The organism is Streptomyces sp. NPDC048191 (assembly GCF_040652655.1).
Taxonomy (GTDB): domain Bacteria; phylum Actinomycetota; class Actinomycetes; order Streptomycetales; family Streptomycetaceae; genus Streptomyces.
In genome coordinates this window covers 25,157-40,152 of record NZ_JBEZMO010000021.1, presented here as the reverse complement: position 1 = coordinate 40,152, position 14,996 = coordinate 25,157, and the positions used below count along the sequence as shown (strand labels likewise).

General features: G+C 72.6%; 13 protein-coding genes and 1 tRNA gene. 11 read left to right on the top strand and 3 right to left on the bottom strand.

The genetic code is table 11. The annotated features are described in order from the left end of the window. Nucleotides 1-150 precede the first annotated feature (150 nt). A complete protein-coding gene (locus AB0D93_RS28865; RefSeq protein ID WP_362125187.1) occupies nt 151-1,293 on the top strand; it encodes an SUKH-4 family immunity protein in 1,143 nt (380 codons plus the stop codon). A gap of 13 nt (nt 1,294-1,306) precedes the next feature. Here AB0D93_RS28865 and AB0D93_RS28860 read toward each other — a convergent pair. Beyond that, nucleotides 1,307-1,381 (bottom strand) — tRNA-Cys (locus tag AB0D93_RS28860). Between the two features lie 174 nt (nt 1,382-1,555). Between AB0D93_RS28860 and AB0D93_RS28855 the strand changes: the two genes are divergently transcribed. The 6 genes from AB0D93_RS28855 to dapE all read left to right on the top strand — a co-directional run bounded on the left by AB0D93_RS28855 (nt 1,556) and on the right by dapE (nt 8,764). Further along, on the top strand, nt 1,556-3,001 hold the full coding sequence (locus AB0D93_RS28855) for an MFS transporter (protein ID WP_362125184.1): 1,446 nt from the start codon (nt 1,556-1,558) through the stop codon (nt 2,999-3,001). A 57-nt stretch (nt 3,002-3,058) separates the two neighbouring features. Next, a complete protein-coding gene (locus AB0D93_RS28850) occupies nt 3,059-3,196 on the top strand; it encodes a hypothetical protein (RefSeq protein ID WP_362125181.1) in 138 nt (45 codons plus the stop codon). A 118-nt stretch (nt 3,197-3,314) separates the two neighbouring features. Then, nucleotides 3,315-5,114 carry a DEAD/DEAH box helicase gene (locus AB0D93_RS28845; protein ID WP_362125178.1) on the top strand — a complete coding sequence of 600 codons (1,800 nt, stop codon included), beginning with the start codon at nt 3,315-3,317 and terminating at the stop codon, nt 5,112-5,114. 317 nt (nt 5,115-5,431) lie between these two features. Beyond that, nucleotides 5,432-6,073: a helix-turn-helix domain-containing protein gene (locus AB0D93_RS28840; RefSeq protein WP_362125175.1), complete on the top strand. Its 642-nt coding sequence runs from the start codon at nt 5,432-5,434 to the stop codon at nt 6,071-6,073. Between the two features lie 178 nt (nt 6,074-6,251). Then, complete coding sequence (locus tag AB0D93_RS28835; RefSeq protein ID WP_362125172.1) at nt 6,252-7,706, top strand: amino acid permease; 1,455 nt, start codon at nt 6,252-6,254, stop codon at nt 7,704-7,706. Continuing rightward, entirely contained in the window at nt 7,703-8,764 is a 1,062-nt protein-coding gene (gene dapE, locus AB0D93_RS28830; protein ID WP_362125169.1) for a succinyl-diaminopimelate desuccinylase, read from the top strand. The genes AB0D93_RS28835 and dapE overlap by 4 nt, the downstream gene beginning before the upstream one ends. On the opposite strand, the gene AB0D93_RS28825 is transcribed toward dapE, so the two are convergent. Continuing rightward, nucleotides 8,745-10,298 (bottom strand): helix-turn-helix domain-containing protein, encoded by a 1,554-nt coding sequence (locus AB0D93_RS28825; RefSeq protein WP_362125166.1) that lies wholly within the window; start codon nt 10,296-10,298, stop codon nt 8,745-8,747. The genes dapE and AB0D93_RS28825 overlap by 20 nt on opposite strands. A 122-nt stretch (nt 10,299-10,420) precedes the next feature. Between AB0D93_RS28825 and AB0D93_RS28820 the strand changes: the two genes are divergently transcribed. The 3 genes from AB0D93_RS28820 to AB0D93_RS28810 are packed head-to-tail and all read left to right on the top strand — an operon-like array spanning nt 10,421 to nt 13,103. Next, nucleotides 10,421-11,173: a chorismate synthase gene (locus tag AB0D93_RS28820; protein WP_362125163.1), complete on the top strand. Its 753-nt coding sequence runs from the start codon at nt 10,421-10,423 to the stop codon at nt 11,171-11,173. After that, the gene (gene menC, locus AB0D93_RS28815; protein WP_362125160.1) at nt 11,170-12,279 is read left to right on the top strand and encodes an o-succinylbenzoate synthase; all 1,110 of its coding nucleotides are present in this window, start codon (nt 11,170-11,172) and stop codon (nt 12,277-12,279) included. The genes AB0D93_RS28820 and menC overlap by 4 nt, the downstream gene beginning before the upstream one ends. Nucleotides 12,280-12,311: 32 nt before the next feature. Beyond that, entirely contained in the window at nt 12,312-13,103 is a 792-nt protein-coding gene (locus tag AB0D93_RS28810) for a S16 family serine protease (RefSeq protein ID WP_362125157.1), read from the top strand. 60 nt (nt 13,104-13,163) lie between these two features. On the opposite strand, the gene AB0D93_RS28805 is transcribed toward AB0D93_RS28810, so the two are convergent. Then, nucleotides 13,164-13,646, bottom strand: a complete 483-nt coding sequence (locus AB0D93_RS28805) for an Lrp/AsnC family transcriptional regulator (protein ID WP_362125154.1) — start codon at nt 13,644-13,646, stop codon at nt 13,164-13,166. Between the two features lie 122 nt (nt 13,647-13,768). Between AB0D93_RS28805 and hppD the strand changes: the two genes are divergently transcribed. Beyond that, entirely contained in the window at nt 13,769-14,914 is a 1,146-nt protein-coding gene (gene hppD / locus AB0D93_RS28800) for a 4-hydroxyphenylpyruvate dioxygenase (RefSeq protein WP_362125152.1), read from the top strand. The last annotated feature ends 82 nt before the right edge of the window (nt 14,915-14,996 follow it).

The window sequence follows — 14,996 nt, the reverse complement described above, 5'->3', positions numbered from 1 at the left end:
CGCCTGACGTCCTTCCTGGTGAGGGCCGTTGTCAGTGGGGCGGCGTAGTGTGCGGGGCAGTGGGGGCGGCCGGGTGAGCGCCGCGCACGACGACGTACGCACGCGGGCGCACAGCACGTCGGCGCACATGGGGAAGATCGCGGGGGAGCGATGAGCACGACCGAGGCCGGGATCCCGGCGATCACGCTGACCGAGGCGGAGCTGGACCGCTATGTCACGCACGCGCCGACGCGTGGCCTGCTCAGCGGCTCCGGGCTGCCTCTGGACACCGACCTGCTGACCTTCTCCCCCCTGCTCACGCACGGCCTGCGCACGCTCGCCGACGCCACCGACGGCCCGTTCCGGGTGGCGGACGAGCTGCGCGACCGCCTGGTCATAGGCGAACTCCTCAACCCGGCGGGCATGGCACGCGAGTCCATCCTGCTCGACGGCGGCACCGGCGAGCTGACGACGGCCTACCTCTTCGACCCGGCCGCCCCCCGCCCCTTCGCGCCCTCCCTGGCAACGCTGCTGCGCTTCGCCGCCGTCACCGAGGAACTGGCCGGACTGCGCGGCCGTTTCGCCTCCCTCGCGGGACAGTACGGCCCCGGGGCGGTGGCCGAGGCCACCCGCCGTCTGCTGTCCCTCTTCGCGGAGGGCGCGGACGGGGAGGTCCCGCCGTACTGGAAGGTGGCGGCCCTCATCCGCCCGCTCGCCCTGGCCGCCGGCCCCGGCACGACGTCCGGCCTCACCCTGGACGTCCCCGCGCGCCTGCTGGACCAGGAGTTCGGGCACGGCAGGGTGGCCCGCTTCGAGGAGGTCGACTTCCCGGCGACGCTCACCCACGAGCCGACCCGGCGCTTCCTGCGCGAGACCGGGCTGCCCGAGGAGGCGGTCCTCTTCCACGCCGACACGGACGTCCCGCTGCCGACCCTCCGGGAGTACTTCGCCGAAGAGTGCGCGGACGACCACCCCCTGGCCGAACTCCCGGCCCACGCCGACCACTTGATCCGCCTGGGCCGGCTGTCCGAGGCCAACAGCCTGGTGCTCGACGGCAGGACGGGCGCGATCCTGACCTTCAGCGAGCCGGAGGCGACGCTCCACCGCCTCAACACCGACGTCTCCACCCTCGCCTTCACGCTCTGGCTCCTGCACCACGAGCGCACCATCGACGAGCACCTGGGCAACGAACTGACGACCGTGGCGTACGACGAGGTGGCCGCGGTGATGATCCACATCCTGTCGGCCGTCGACCCCACGAGCACGGCATCCGACGCCGACCGGCACTACTGGACGAAACGGCTCCGGGGCTGAACGCAAGGGAAAATGGAGGCCGTGGCGGGATTCGAACCCACGTAACTCGCTTTGCAGGCGAGCCCCTGAACCACTCGGGCACACGGCCGTGTTCGTGGAAACGAAGTTACGGCGCCGGCGCCGAGCGGCTCAAGGGGATCGGCGGGGCCGCAACGCGACTGCCACACGGCGTTCATGAAACGGGGGCGTAGGACCAAGGTCGCGGTGCGGGCCCGACCATCGACAGGGGTCAAACCGGGTTGCGGCCCTTACCCTGACGGACATGACCGCACTGGAGCCCCGCGACGCCGCTGTCGTGCCCGAACCCGCCGAGAGAGCTGACGACGGCGTCCTGAGCCGCTCCTACCGGGCGCTCAGCATCGGGATCGTCTCCGTCGTGCTGCTGATCGCCTTCGAGGCCACCGCCGTAGGGACGGCCATGCCGGTCGCGGCGCGGGAGCTGGACGGCGTCGCCCTGTACGCGTTCGCCTTCTCCGGGTACTTCACGACCAGCCTGTCCGGCATGGTGCTGGCAGGCCAGTGGTCCGACCGGCGCGGCCCCCTGGGCGCGCTGACCACCGGCATCGGTGCCTTCGCCGCGGGACTGGTCGTCGCCGGGACCGCACAGGGCATGTGGGTGTTCATCCTCGGCCGCGCCGTACAGGGCCTGGGCGGCGGCCTCGTCATCGTCGCGTTGTACGTCGTCGTCGGCCGCGCCTACCCCGAGCGGCTGCGCCCCGCGATCATGGCGGCCTTCGCGGCGGGATGGGTCGTCCCCTCGATCGTCGGTCCGCTCGCCTCCGGCACCGTCACCGAACACCTCGGCTGGCGCTGGGTCTTCCTCGGCATCCCCGTCCTCGTCGTGTTCCCGCTGGCCCTCGCCCTGCCGCAGATACGACGCACGGCGTCCGGCCCGGTGGACGAGGAGGCCGGCACTCCCTCCTTCGACCGCCGGCGGATCCGGCTCGCCCTCGGCATCTCCCTCGGCGCCGGCCTCCTCCAGTACGCCGCCCAGGACCTGCGCCTCCTCTCCCTCCTCCCCGGGCTGGCCGGTGCCGCCCTGCTGGTGCCCGCCGTGCTCGGTCTCCTCCCGCGCGGTACCTACCGGGCGGCCCGCGGGCTGCCCTCCGTCGTGCTGCTGCGCGGACTGTCCGCCGGCTCCTTCGTCGCCGCCGAGTCCTTCGTCCCGCTGATGCTGGTCACCCAGCGCGGCCTCACCCCCACGCTCGCCGGGTTCTCGCTGGCGGCGGGCGGCGGCACCTGGGCGCTCGGCTCCTGGGTGCAGTCCCGTCCGCGCGTGCAGCCGTACCGGGAGCGGCTGATGACCGTCGGGATGGTGCTGGTCGCCGCCGCGATCACCGCCGCGCCCGGTGTGCTGGTGCACTCCGTGCCCGTCTGGACCGTCGCCGTCGCCTGGGCCTTCGGCTGCTTCGGCATGGGCCTGGTGATCTCCTCCACCAGCGTCCTCCTGCTCAAGCTGTCCGCGCCGGAGCAGGCCGGCGCCAACTCCGCCGCGCTCCAGATCTCCGACGCCCTCTCCAACGTCGTCCTCCTCGCCGCGACCGGCGCCGCCTTCGCCGCCCTCGGTGGCGGTGGCACGGCGGCCGCCACGGCCACGGCCGCCGACGGCACCCGTCCCGCCGCCTTCGCCGCCGTCTTCCTGCCGATGGCCGGGGTGGCGCTCGTGGGGGCGTGGGTGACGACACGGGTGCGGGCGCGCGGTCGTTGACCCGCGAAGTCGGTCGACCGCCGAGCCGGGAAAGGCGACCGCCGACCGGACCTGGCGATGGCCACCTTCCTCGCCGTCGACGGCGTCGACCTCGCCGACGTCGACCAGGACACCGCATACGACCTGGTCGTCGATGTGGCCTCCGGGGCCGCCGGTGACGTGACGGTGATCGCCGGGCGGTTGCGGCGGCTGTGACGTGGGTCCCACCCGTGGGCGACCCGGCCTCGTTCGCGCGTTGACAGCGTCGGGGCGCCGGTAGGGTGGCCCGGTTGTCATACGTAGCCGATCCGCCCAGCCCCACTAAACGGAGACCGTGACTACCACCGCCGCCACCTCCTCCCACTCCCACCACCTGTCGCCCGCCTTCCCCGGCCGCGCGCCCTGGGGTACCGCCAGCAAACTGCGTGCCTGGCAGCAGGGGGCGATGGAGAAGTACATCCAGGAGCAGCCGCGTGACTTCCTCGCCGTCGCCACGCCCGGCGCCGGCAAGACGACCTTCGCGCTGACGCTCGCCTCCTGGCTGCTGCACCACCACGTCGTGCAGCAGGTCACCGTGGTCGCGCCGACCGAGCACCTGAAGAAGCAGTGGGCCGAGGCGGCCGCGAGAATAGGGATCAAGCTCGATCCCGAGTACAGTGCGGGCCCCCTCGGCAAGGACTACGACGGCGTCGCGGTCACCTACGCCGGTGTCGGCGTGCGCCCCATGCTGCACCGCAACCGGGTCGAGCAGCGCAAGACCCTCGTCATCCTCGACGAGATCCACCACGCCGGTGACTCCAAGTCCTGGGGCGAGGCCTGTCTGGAGGCGTTCGAGCCCGCCACGCGCCGGCTCGCGCTGACCGGTACGCCGTTCCGCTCCGACACCAACCCCATCCCCTTCGTGACGTACGAGGAGGACAACGCCGGTATCCGCCGCTCCGCCGCCGACTACACGTACGGGTACGGCAACGCGCTCGCCGACCACGTCGTCCGCCCGGTGATCTTCCTCTCCTACAGCGGCAACATGCGCTGGCGCACGAAGGCCGGTGACGAGATCGCCGCCCGGCTCGGCGAGCCGATGACCAAGGACGCGGTCAGCCAGGCCTGGCGTACGGCGCTCGACGCGCGCGGCGAGTGGATGCCCAGCGTGCTGCGCGCCGCCGACCAGCGGCTCACCGAGGTCCGCAAGGCCATTCCGGACGCCGGTGCCCTCGTCATCGCCTCCGACCAGGACTCCGCCCGCGCCTACGCCAAGCTGATCCGGGAGATCACGGGGACGAAGGCGACGCTCGTGCTGTCCGACGACGCCGGCGCCTCGAAGCGGATCGACGAGTTCAGCGAGAGCAACGACCGGTGGATGGTCGCGGTGCGCATGGTGTCCGAGGGCGTGGACGTGCCCCGGCTCGCGGTGGGCGTCTACGCCACGACCATCTCCACCCCGCTCTTCTTCGCACAGGCCGTCGGGCGTTTCGTACGGTCCCGGCGGCGCGGCGAGACCGCGTCCGTGTTCCTGCCGACCGTGCCCGACCTGCTGACCTTCGCGAACGAGATGGAGAAGGAGCGGGACCACGCCCTCGACAAGCCGAAGAAGGAGGGCGAGGAGGACCCGTACGCCGAATCCGAGAAGGAGATGGAGGAGGCGAACAAGCAGCAGGACGAGGACACCGGCGAGCAGGACATGCTGCCCTTCGAGGCGCTGGAGTCCGACGCCGTCTTCGACCGGGTGCTGTACGACGGCGCCGAGTTCGGCATGCAGGCGCATCCGGGCAGCGAGGAGGAGCAGGACTACCTCGGCATCCCCGGGCTGCTGGAGCCCGACCAGGTGCAGTTGCTGCTGCAGAAGCGGCAGGCCCGGCAGATCGCGCACAGCCGCAAGAAGCCGGACACCGAGGCCGACCTGCTGGAACTGCCGGCCGAGCGGCGGCCCGTCGTCTCGCACAAGGAGATGATGGAGCTGCGCAAGAAGCTCAACACCATGGTCAGCGCGTACGTCCACCAGAGCGGCAAGCCGCACGGGGTCATCCACACCGAGCTGCGGCGGGTGTGCGGCGGGCCGCCGAGCGCGGAGGCGACGGCGGGGCAGCTGCGGCAGCGGATCGCCAAGGTGCAGGAGTGGGCGACCCGTATGCGGTGACACTCCGCCCGGTGCGGGGTTCCGCCGGTGCAGGATGCTGGTGCGTGTGCGTATCCGGACGAATACAGGCAGGCCGGAAGTAGTCTTGCCCGGATTCTGGACGGAGGCTTCCGCTCAGCGAACCAGCTTCGCTACTGTCCCGCTACGCACACGCCCCGTGGCAGCGCCGCCGCGGAGCGCAGCCGTGAAGCGACATGGCCCGGAGCCGCCGGACCGTCCTGCCGATCGGCGGCCTCTGAAGCGCGTCGCCGACGGGACTCGGCGACGCATCCGTCGCTCAGGGGTCCGCCGACCTCACCACCAAAGGAGTGGGCGTCGTGACCGCGGAGACCTCTCAGACGCTCGACCGGGGACTGCGCGTCCTCAAGCTGCTGGCCGACACCGACCACGGGCTGACCGTCACCGAGTTGTCCACGAAACTGGGCGTGAACCGTACCGTCGTGTACCGGTTGCTCGCCACCCTGGAACAACACGCCCTCGTCCGGCGTGACTTGGGCGGGCGAGCCCGGGTCGGACTCGGGGTGCTGCGGCTCGGCCGACAGGTGCATCCGTTGGTGCGGGAGGCCGCGTTGCCCGCGCTGCGGTCGCTCGCCGAGGACATCGGGGCGACGGCGCACCTGACGCTGGTGGACGGCACGGAGGCGCTGGCCGTCGCCGTGGTCGAACCGACCTGGACCGACTACCACGTGGCCTACCGGGCCGGTTTCCGGCATCCGCTGGACCGGGGGGCCGCGGGCAGGGCGATCCTGTCCGCACGGCAGTCGCCGTCCGTGGATCCCGGGTACACCCTCACGCACGGGGAACTGGAGGCCGGGGCGAGTGGCGCCGCGGCGCCCCTGGTGGGGGTCACCGGGGTCGAGGGCAGTGTGGGCGTGGTGATGCTTGCGGACTCCGTGCCGGAGCGGGTCGGGCCGAGGGTGGTGGAGGCGGCGCGGGAGGTCGCCGAGGCCCTGCGCTGACCGGCCGGCCTGTGCTTCAGGGGCACAACGCGTCCGCGCCCGGCACACGGCGCCCACCACCCCCTTGCCGATCCGGCCAAAGAGCCGCTGGCACCTTTGGCCGATCGGCCCACCCGACCCCCTCCGTACCTCCGCATCATCAAGGGCCAAACACCCCTGAGGCGGAGGGATCACCGCGGTGGACACAGTCGGCACCCGGCCGGAGGCCGGACCACAGGTAAGACGGACACGTCGGCTCACCCGGCGCCAGCCGGTGCGACACCTCGTCGGGGAAGCCGCCGGCAGCCCGCTCAGGCGGACCATGGGCGTGGCCCAGCTGACGCTGCTCAGCGTGGGTGCCACCCTCGGCACCGGCATCTTCGTGGTGCTCGGGCAGGCCGTGCCGGAGGCCGGTCCGGCCATCGTCGTCTCCTTCGTGCTGGCCGGCGTCACCGCCCTGTTCTCGGCGCTCTCGTACGCCGAGCTGGCCGGCATGATCCCCGGCTCGGGATCCTCGTACAGCTACGCCTACGCCACCCTCGGCGAGCTGGTCGCCTGGGTGTGCGGCTGGTGTCTGATCCTGGAGTACGGGGTGTCCGTCGCCGCCGTGGCCGTGGGATGGGGGCAGTACGTCAACGAGCTGCTCGACCTCACCCTCCACGTGACCCTGCCGGACTCGCTCAGCGCTCCGCCGGGTGCCGGCGGGACCCTCAACATCCCCGCCGCCCTCATCGTCGTGCTCGCCATGGTCGTCCTGCTGCGCGGGGCCAAGGAGAGCGCGGTCGCCAACACCGTCATGGTGGGCGTCAAGATCGCCGCCCTCGTGCTGTTCTGCGCGGTCGCCTTCACGGCCTTCCGCGCCGGGAACTTCCACCCCCTCTTCCCGCTCGGCGCCGCCGGCATGAGCGCCGGAGCGGCCTCGCTCTTCTTCTCCTACATCGGGTTCGACGCCGCCTCCACCGCGGGCGAGGAGGCGCGCAATCCACAGCGGGACCTGCCGCGCGCCATCATCCTGTCCCTCGTCCTGGTCACCGCCCTGTACGTCCTCGTCGCGGTCGCCGCGCTCGGCGCCATGCCGTGGAAGCAGTTCGCGGGGACCGAGGCCACGCTCAGCGAGGTGCTCGTACGCTCCGTCGGGGGCGGGAACCTGTGGCCGGTCCTGCTGTCCGCCGGTGCGGTCGTCGCCACCACCAGCGTGGTGCTCACCGTGCAGTACGGGCAGATCCGGATCCTGTTCGCGATGGCCCGCGACGGCCTGGTGCCGCCCCTGTTCGCCAAGGTGCATCCCCGCACCGGAGTGCCCCGCGCCAACACCGTGATCGTGTCCGGCTTCATCGCGGTGCTCGCCGCCCTCGTCCCGCTCGGCAGCCTCGCCGACGCCACCAGCATCGGCACCCTGTTCGCGTTCATGCTGGTCAACCTGGCCGTCGTGCTGCTGCGCCGGCGCAGCCCCGGCACCCCGCGCTCCTTCCGGGTGCCGTTCTCGCCCGTCACGCCCCTGCTCGGCGTCGGCTTCTGCGTCTACATGCTGGGCAGCCTGGGCGCCGACACCTGGATCGCGTTCGGCGCGTGGATGGCCGTCGGACTGGTGATCTACGGCCTCTACGGCATCCGGCACTCCAAGCTCGACCGGACCCGGGAAGACCTCGCATGACCGCCCCCGCCCTCGACCTCTCCGCCGACGTCGTCACCCTCACCCGCGCCCTCGTCGACCTGCCCTCCGAGAGCGGGCGGGAGGCCGCCATCGCTGACGCCGTCCACACGGCCCTGCGCGACCTGCCCCACCTCACCGTCGAGCGGGTCGGCAACTCCGTCGTCGCCCGCACCGCTCTCGGACGGGGTGAACGCGCCGTGATCGCCGGGCACCTGGACACCGTTCCGGCCGCCGGGAACCTGCCCTCCCGGCTCGCCGACGGCCGGGTGCACGGGCTCGGCGCCTGCGACATGAAGGGCGGGGTCGCCGTCGCCCTGCGGCTGGCGGCCACCGTGCCCGCACCCGCCCGCGACCTCACCTACGTCTTCTACGAGTGCGAGGAGGTCGAGGGCGACCGGAACGGGCTCGCCCGCATCGGCGCCGAGCGTCCCGAGCTGCTCGCCGACGCCGGCCTGGCCATCCTCATGGAGCCCTCCGACGCCGGTGTGGAGGCCGGTTGTCAGGGCATCCTCACCGCCGACATCGTGGTCGAGGGCGCCCGCGCCCACACCGCACGCGCCTGGCAGGGGGTCAACGCCGCCCACAAGGCCGGCCGGGTGCTGCGGCGCCTCGACGAGCACCGGCCGCAGCGGGTCGTCGTCGACGGGCTGGAGTACCGGGAGGGGCTCAGCGCCGTCGCCGTACGGGCCGGGGTCGCCGGGAACGTCGTGCCCGACGAGTGCGTGATCACCGTCAACTGCCGCTTCGCGCCGAGCCGTTCACCCGGCGAGGCGGAGGCGTACGTGCGCTCGCTCTTCCCGGAGTACGAGGTGCGGGTCACCGAGGCCGTAGCGGGGGCGCTGCCCCACCTGGACCGGGTCGGCGGGCTCGTCGCCGCGCTCGGGGCCGAGCCGAGGCCCAAGCTCGGCTGGACGGACGTCGCCCGGTTCGCCGCGCTGGGCGTGCCCGCGCTCAACTACGGCCCCGGGGACCCCTCCCTCGCCCACACCGCGGGGGAGTACGTGCCCGTCGAGCACCTGCACACCTGCGCGGAGCGGCTCACGGCATGGCTGGGCTGAGACCCGCCAGCACCCGCAACTGAAGCCAGAGCACCAGTCGTTCGTCGGGGTCGTCCAGGTCGACCCCGGCGTGCTGCTGGAGCTGGCGGAGTCGGTAGCGGCAGGTGTTGGGGTGCACGGCGAGGAGCCTGGCCGCGCCCGCCATGTCGCAGCCCGCGTCGAACCAACAGACGAGTGTGCGCGCGTACTCGGTGCCGTGCGCGGCGTCGTACGCCAGCACCCGCCGCCAGGCGCCCGCGCTCAACTCCCTTCGCTCTCCCATCACTTCGGCCAGCCGTAGCAGTGTGACGCGGGGCCGGACCTCGTCCACGGTGGCCACCGGCAGCTCCGCGTCCAGCACCCGCAGCACCAGGTCCGCGTCCGCCCGGGAGTCCGCGAGCCCGGCCGCGTCCGGCACGACCTCGCCGAGCGCCGCCCGCACCGGCACCCGCAGTGCCTGCCCGGCCCGCGCCACGATGTCCTCGGCCAGCCTGCGGTGCCGCTCTCCGGGCCCGGGCAGCACGGCGTACACCACCCCGTCCGCCAGCACGCCCGCGTGCCGTCCGTAACGCGCCTCGCACTGCAGGCGTACGACGTCCAGCAGGCGCAGTGCCGTGCGCTCGGCGTCCGGGACGCTCGCGGCGGAGTCCAGGACGAAGGCCGCCACCCGGGCGGGTCCCACGACCCCCACTCGCTCGGCGGCCGCCGCCGGATCCGCCGCCGTGCCGTCCAGCAGGCGGCGCAGCAGTTCGCCGCCCCGGTGCCGGGCCAGCTCCCGGGCCGCGCGCTCGCGCAGCAGGAGCAGGGCGGCCGCGGAGGCGCCCTGGGCGAGGGTGTCCTCGGCGTCCGGGGCGAGCGAGCCGGAGTCGATCACCCACACCGAGCCCAGCGTCTCCCCGCCGGCCCGCACCGGCATCGCGAGCCGCGGCAGGTCACCGTCCGAGAGCGCGGGCAGCCTGAGCGGGCGGTCGGCGGCGAACAGCCGCCGGTACTGCTCGGTGTTCTCCGCGCTGGCCGGCACCTGGCGGCCGAGGATGCCCTGCCGGCGGTCCTCGTCCACCGGCTGGCCAGGGACCGTGGAGTAGGCGAGGATCCGCTGCCGGGGGTCCTCCACGGCGGTGGCTCCGCCGGCCGCCGTGGCGATCGCGTCGGCCAGCGCGAAGAGGTCGCCGAGTCCGCTGTCGGCGGTCCCGGCGGCGGGCCGGGCGGCGATGGCCGAGGCCAGCAGCAGGTGCACCCGGTGCCAGGGGGCGTCCTCGGCGACGGACAGCAGGGCCACCCCGTGCTCCTGCGCCTCCGCGACCGGCGCGTCCTCGCCCCGCACCACCACCCCGGTCAGCCCGGCCTCCGCCGCCGCCCGCAGCAGCGGCCCGGCCTCGGCCGCGGGCACGCCGACCGCCAGCAGCAGCGCGCCGGGCAGCCGGGGGAGCGGGGTGCGGCCGTCGTGGAGCACCGCCTCGGTGACCGGTGCGGCCTGACCGGCGGGGGCCGTGTGCAGGCGCAGGGCCGGGCCGCCGACGACGTCGAGGAGGTCGCCGAGGGTGCAGACGTCCATGAGGAGCTCCCAGGAGCGGGACGGGGGCGGGATGTGCGATTGGCGGATGCTGAAACGAACGTACGCAGGCGTTGGCCACTCGCACAACACACGCGGGGCCGGCTCCTTCGAGACTCGTGCCCATGACAGCAGGAGTCACCATCCGTACCGTCCACGACGTCGCCTCCCTCGCGGCCGTGGCCGACCACTTCAGCGACGTCTGGCGCACCCCCCGCACCGCCCCGCCCTACCCGGCCGAGGTCCTGCACAGCCTGGTGCACGCCGGCGGAGCCGTGCACGCCGCGTACGACGGGCAGCGGCTCGCCGGGGCGTCCGTCGCCGTCCTCGGCCCCGAGCGCGGCACGTACTCGCTGGTGGCCGCCGCCGACCGGGGGCTCGGGCACGCCGTGAAGCTCGCCCAGCGCGACTGGGCCCTCGGCGCGGGCGCCCGCACCATGCGCTGGACCTTCGACCCGCTGGTGGGCCGCAACGCCCGCTTCAACCTGGCCAAGCTGGGCGCCACCGGCACGGAGTACCTGGTCGACTTCTACGGCCCGATGGCCGACGGCGTGAACGACGGCGACGAGAGCGACCGGCTGACCGTGACCTGGGATCTGGCGGCGGCGCCCGGCAGCGCGCACGAGGTCCCGGCCCGCGGTCCCGTCGTGCGGACGGCGCCCGACGGCGACCCCCTCGCCCGGCGAGACGGCCGGCATCTGTGGTGCCGGGTGCCCGAGGACGTCGTCAAGCTGCGGGCCGCCGACCCGGCGCTGGCCCTGCGCTGGCGGTACGCGGTGCGGGACGTCTTCGTGGAGGCCTTCACGGAGGGGTTCCGGGCCACCGGGATGTCCCGCGACGGCTGGTACACGCTGGCACGGACGGAGCAGGCCGCGTGAAGCTGGAGCGCGTCGAGATCGTGCACGTGGCGATCCCGCTGGTCACCCCGTTCCGTACGTCCTTCGGCACGATGACGACGAAGGACACCTTCCTCCTCCACGTCGTCACCGACTCCGCCGAGGGCTGGTCGGAGTTCGCCGCCGACCCCGAGCCGCTGTACTGCTCGGAGTTCGTCGCCGGCGCCGAGATCGTGCTGCGCGACTTCCTGATCCCGCGCGTCACCGCCCTGCCGGACCTCACGACGGCCGCGCTCGCTCCCGCCCTGGCGAAGATCAAGGGCCACGAGCTGGCGAAGGCCGCCCTGGAGACGGCCCTGCTGGACGCCGAGCTGCGCTCGTACGGCATGCCGCTCGCCACCTATCTGGGCGCGGTACGCGACCGGGTGCCCGCCGGGGTGTCGGTCGGCATCAAGAACTCGGTGCCCGAGCTGCTGGACGACGTCGAGCGGTACCTCGCCGAGGGCTACGTCCGCATCAAGCTGAAGATCGAGCCCGGCTGGGACGTGGAACCGGTACGCGCGGTCCGCGAGCGCTTCGGCGCCGAGCTCCCCCTCCAGGTCGACGCAAACACCGCCTACACCCTCGCCGACGCCGAGCACCTGCGGCGCCTCGACGCGTTCGGGCTGCTGCTGATCGAGGAGCCGTTGCAGGAGAACAACCTGCACGCCCACGCCCAGCTGCAGAAGCGCCTGCGCACCCCCGTCTGCCTGGACGAGTCCCTGCACCACGCCTCGGACACGGCCGCCGCGATCGCGATGGACGCCTGCCGGGTGGTGAACGTCAAGCCCGCCCGGGTCGGCGGCTACCTGGAGGCCCGCCGGGTCCACGACGTGGCGCACGCGCACGGCGTCCCGGTGTGGTGCGGCGGCATGCTGGAGACGGGCGTCGGCCGCGCCCCCAACCTCGCGCTGGCCGCCCTGCCCGGCTTCACCCTCCCCGGGGACACCTCCGCCTCCTCGCGCTACTTCGCCGAGGACATCACCGAGCCGTTCGTGCTGGTGGACGGCCACCTGCCGGTCCCGACCACCCCCGGAATCGGCACCGAACCCCGGCCGGAGGCGCTGCGCCGGTTCACCAGAGCGCGACGGGACCTGTACGCGGCATAAGGCGCAGGTCGTGGTCGCGTTAGATTGATCCCGTGCTCTCACGTCTCACGCGTCCCCAGGCCGTAGCCGTCTGCGCCCTGCCCGTCGTGGCCTTGCTGGCCACGGCCGCCCTCGCGCCGCTGCCGTTCTCGGTGGCCGAGCCCGGGATGACGGCGAACGTGCTCGGCTCGAACCAGGGCACTCAGGTGATCACCGTCTCCGGCGCGCCGGTCCGCCGGACCAGCGGTCAGCTGCGGATGGTCACGATCGTGGCGACCGGTCCCGACGCCCGGGTGACCCTCGGGGACGTGGCCGGCAGCTGGTTCCGCACCGACCGGGCCGTCATGCCGCGCGACGCGGTCTACCCGAGCGGTGACACCGTCAAGGAGATCGAGAAGCACAACGAGGCGCAGATGCGGCAGTCCCAGGACGCGGCGAGCCAGGCGGCGCTGAAGTACCTCGGGCTGAGCCCGGACAAGGTCAAGGTCACGCTGAAGCTCGCCGACGTCGGAGGGCCGAGCGCGGGCCTGCTGTTCACCCTGGGGATCATCGACAAGCTGCACGGCGACGGCGCCGGCGGCGACCTCACCGCCGGCCGCACCATCGCCGGCACGGGCACGATCGACGCCTCCGGCAAGGTCGGCGCGGTCGGCGGGGTGGCCCTGAAGACCCAGGCCGCCCGCCGCGACGGCGCCACCGTCTTCCTGGTCCCGAAGGCCGAGTGCGCCGACGCCAGGGCGGAACTCCCCAAGGGCCTGCGCCTGGTCCCGGTCACCACACTGAAGGACGCGGTGAACTCCCTGGTGGCCCTGGAGAAGCACGCGTCCTCGGTGCCGGGCTGTTAGACGGGCTTCTCCGTCTGCCCGCCGTGCCGGACGTTCTCCCGCGCTCACCCCGGCATCGGCCTACGTCCCTTCGCCGCTGTCCGCGGCCGCCTGCTCCACCAGCGGGATGATCCGCAGCGGAACGGGGTTCTCCATGACGATCGCCGTGGAGGCCCGGACGATGCCGTCAAAACCGACGACCCGGTCGATCACCCGCTGAAGATCGGCGTTCGAGCGGGCCACCAGCCGGCACAGCATGTCCCCGCTGCCGGTGGTCGTCAGCAGCTCCAGGACCTCCGGCACGGTGGTCAAGTACGCCCGCACGTCCGGCCCTTGGCCCTGCCGGATCTGCAGGGTGGCGAAGGCCGTCACCGGATATCCGAGGGCCGCCGGATCCACCTGCGGACCGAATCCGCGGATCACTCCGTTCGACTGGAGCCGGTCCAGACGCGCCTGCACGGTGCCCCGGGCGACGCCCAGCCGCCGGGACATCTCCAGCACGCCGATCCGCGGCTCCCGGGCGAGGAGCACGATGATCCGCCCGTCCAGATGATCGATCGCCACGGCACCCCCAGGGATGGGCATCCTGTACAGAAAGACCGTCAGTGCGGTCCTGTCACTGAACAGATTGCCCAGTGAATACGCGAACTATTGCGCACCTTGCAGAGTGGGGCCACCCTTCCGCTATGACGCAGACCACACACCACACTCCCGACACCGCCCGGCAGGCCGACCCCTTCCCGGTCAAGGGAATGGACGCGGTCGTCTTCGCCGTGGGCAACGCCAAGCAGGCGGCGCACTACTACTCCACCGCCTTCGGCATGAAGCTGGTCGCCTACTCCGGACCGGAGAACGGCAGCCGCGAGACCGCCAGTTACGTGCTGGAGAACGGCTCCGCCCGGTTCGTGTTCACCTCGGTGATCAAGGCGAGCACCGACTGGGGCCACTTCCTCGCCCAGCACGTGGCCGAGCACGGCGACGGCGTCGTCGACCTGGCCATCGAGGTCCCGGACGCCCGTGCCGCCCACGCCTACGCCGTCGAGCACGGCGCCCGCTCGGTCGTCGAGCCGTACGAGGTGAAGGACGAGCACGGCACCGTCGTCCTCGCCGCGATCGCCACCTACGGCGAGACCCGCCACACCCTGGTCGACCGCTCCGGCTACGACGGCCCCTACCTCCCCGGCTTCGTCGCCGCGGCGCCCATCGTCGAGCCGCCCGCCCACCGCACCTTCCAGGCCGTCGACCACTGCGTGGGCAACGTCGAACTCGGCCGGATGAACGAGTGGGTCGGCTTCTACAACAAGGTCATGGGCTTCACGAACATGAAGGAGTTCGTGGGCGACGACATCGCCACCGAGTACAGCGCGCTGATGTCGAAGGTCGTCGCGGACGGCACCCTGAAGGTCAAGTTCCCGATCAACGAGCCCGCGATCGCCAAGAAGAAGTCCCAGATCGACGAGTACCTGGAGTTCTACGGCGGCGCCGGTGTCCAGCACATCGCGCTGAACACCAACGACATCGTGCAGACCGTCCGCACCATGCGCGCGGCCGGCGTCGAGTTCCTCAACACCCCCGACTCCTACTACGACACCCTCGGCGAGTGGGTCGGCGACACCCGCGTCCCGATCGAGACCCTGCGCGAGCTGAAGATCCTCGCCGACCGCGACGAGGACGGCTACCTCCTGCAGATCTTCACCAAGCCGGTCCAGGACCGGCCGACGGTCTTCTTCGAGATCATCGAGCGGCACGGCTCGATGGGCTTCGGCAAGGGCAACTTCAAGGCCCTGTTCGAGGCGATCGAGCGGGAGCAGGCCAAGCGGGGCAACCTCTAGGCACAGGCCCGGGCGGGAAGGGCGGGACGGGGGGGGGCCGCGCGCCGGCCGGCGGCGGCGGAGTACACACCTGAAAACACAA

Bases quoted from the DNA above. Each gene is read 5' to 3' on its own strand.
- AB0D93_RS28865 (WP_362125187.1), top strand. From the start codon at position 151: ATGAGCACGACCGAGGCCGGGATCCCGGCGATCACGCTGACCGAGGCG.
- AB0D93_RS28855 (WP_362125184.1), top strand. From the start codon at position 1,556: ATGACCGCACTGGAGCCCCGCGACGCCGCTGTCGTGCCCGAACCCGCC.
- AB0D93_RS28850 (WP_362125181.1), top strand. From the start codon at position 3,059: ATGGCCACCTTCCTCGCCGTCGACGGCGTCGACCTCGCCGACGTCGAC.
- dapE (WP_362125169.1), top strand. From the start codon at position 7,703: ATGACCGCCCCCGCCCTCGACCTCTCCGCCGACGTCGTCACCCTCACC.
- AB0D93_RS28825 (WP_362125166.1), bottom strand. From the start codon at position 10,298: ATGGACGTCTGCACCCTCGGCGACCTCCTCGACGTCGTCGGCGGCCCG.
- AB0D93_RS28820 (WP_362125163.1), top strand. From the start codon at position 10,421: ATGACAGCAGGAGTCACCATCCGTACCGTCCACGACGTCGCCTCCCTC.
- hppD (WP_362125152.1), top strand. From the start codon at position 13,769: ATGACGCAGACCACACACCACACTCCCGACACCGCCCGGCAGGCCGAC.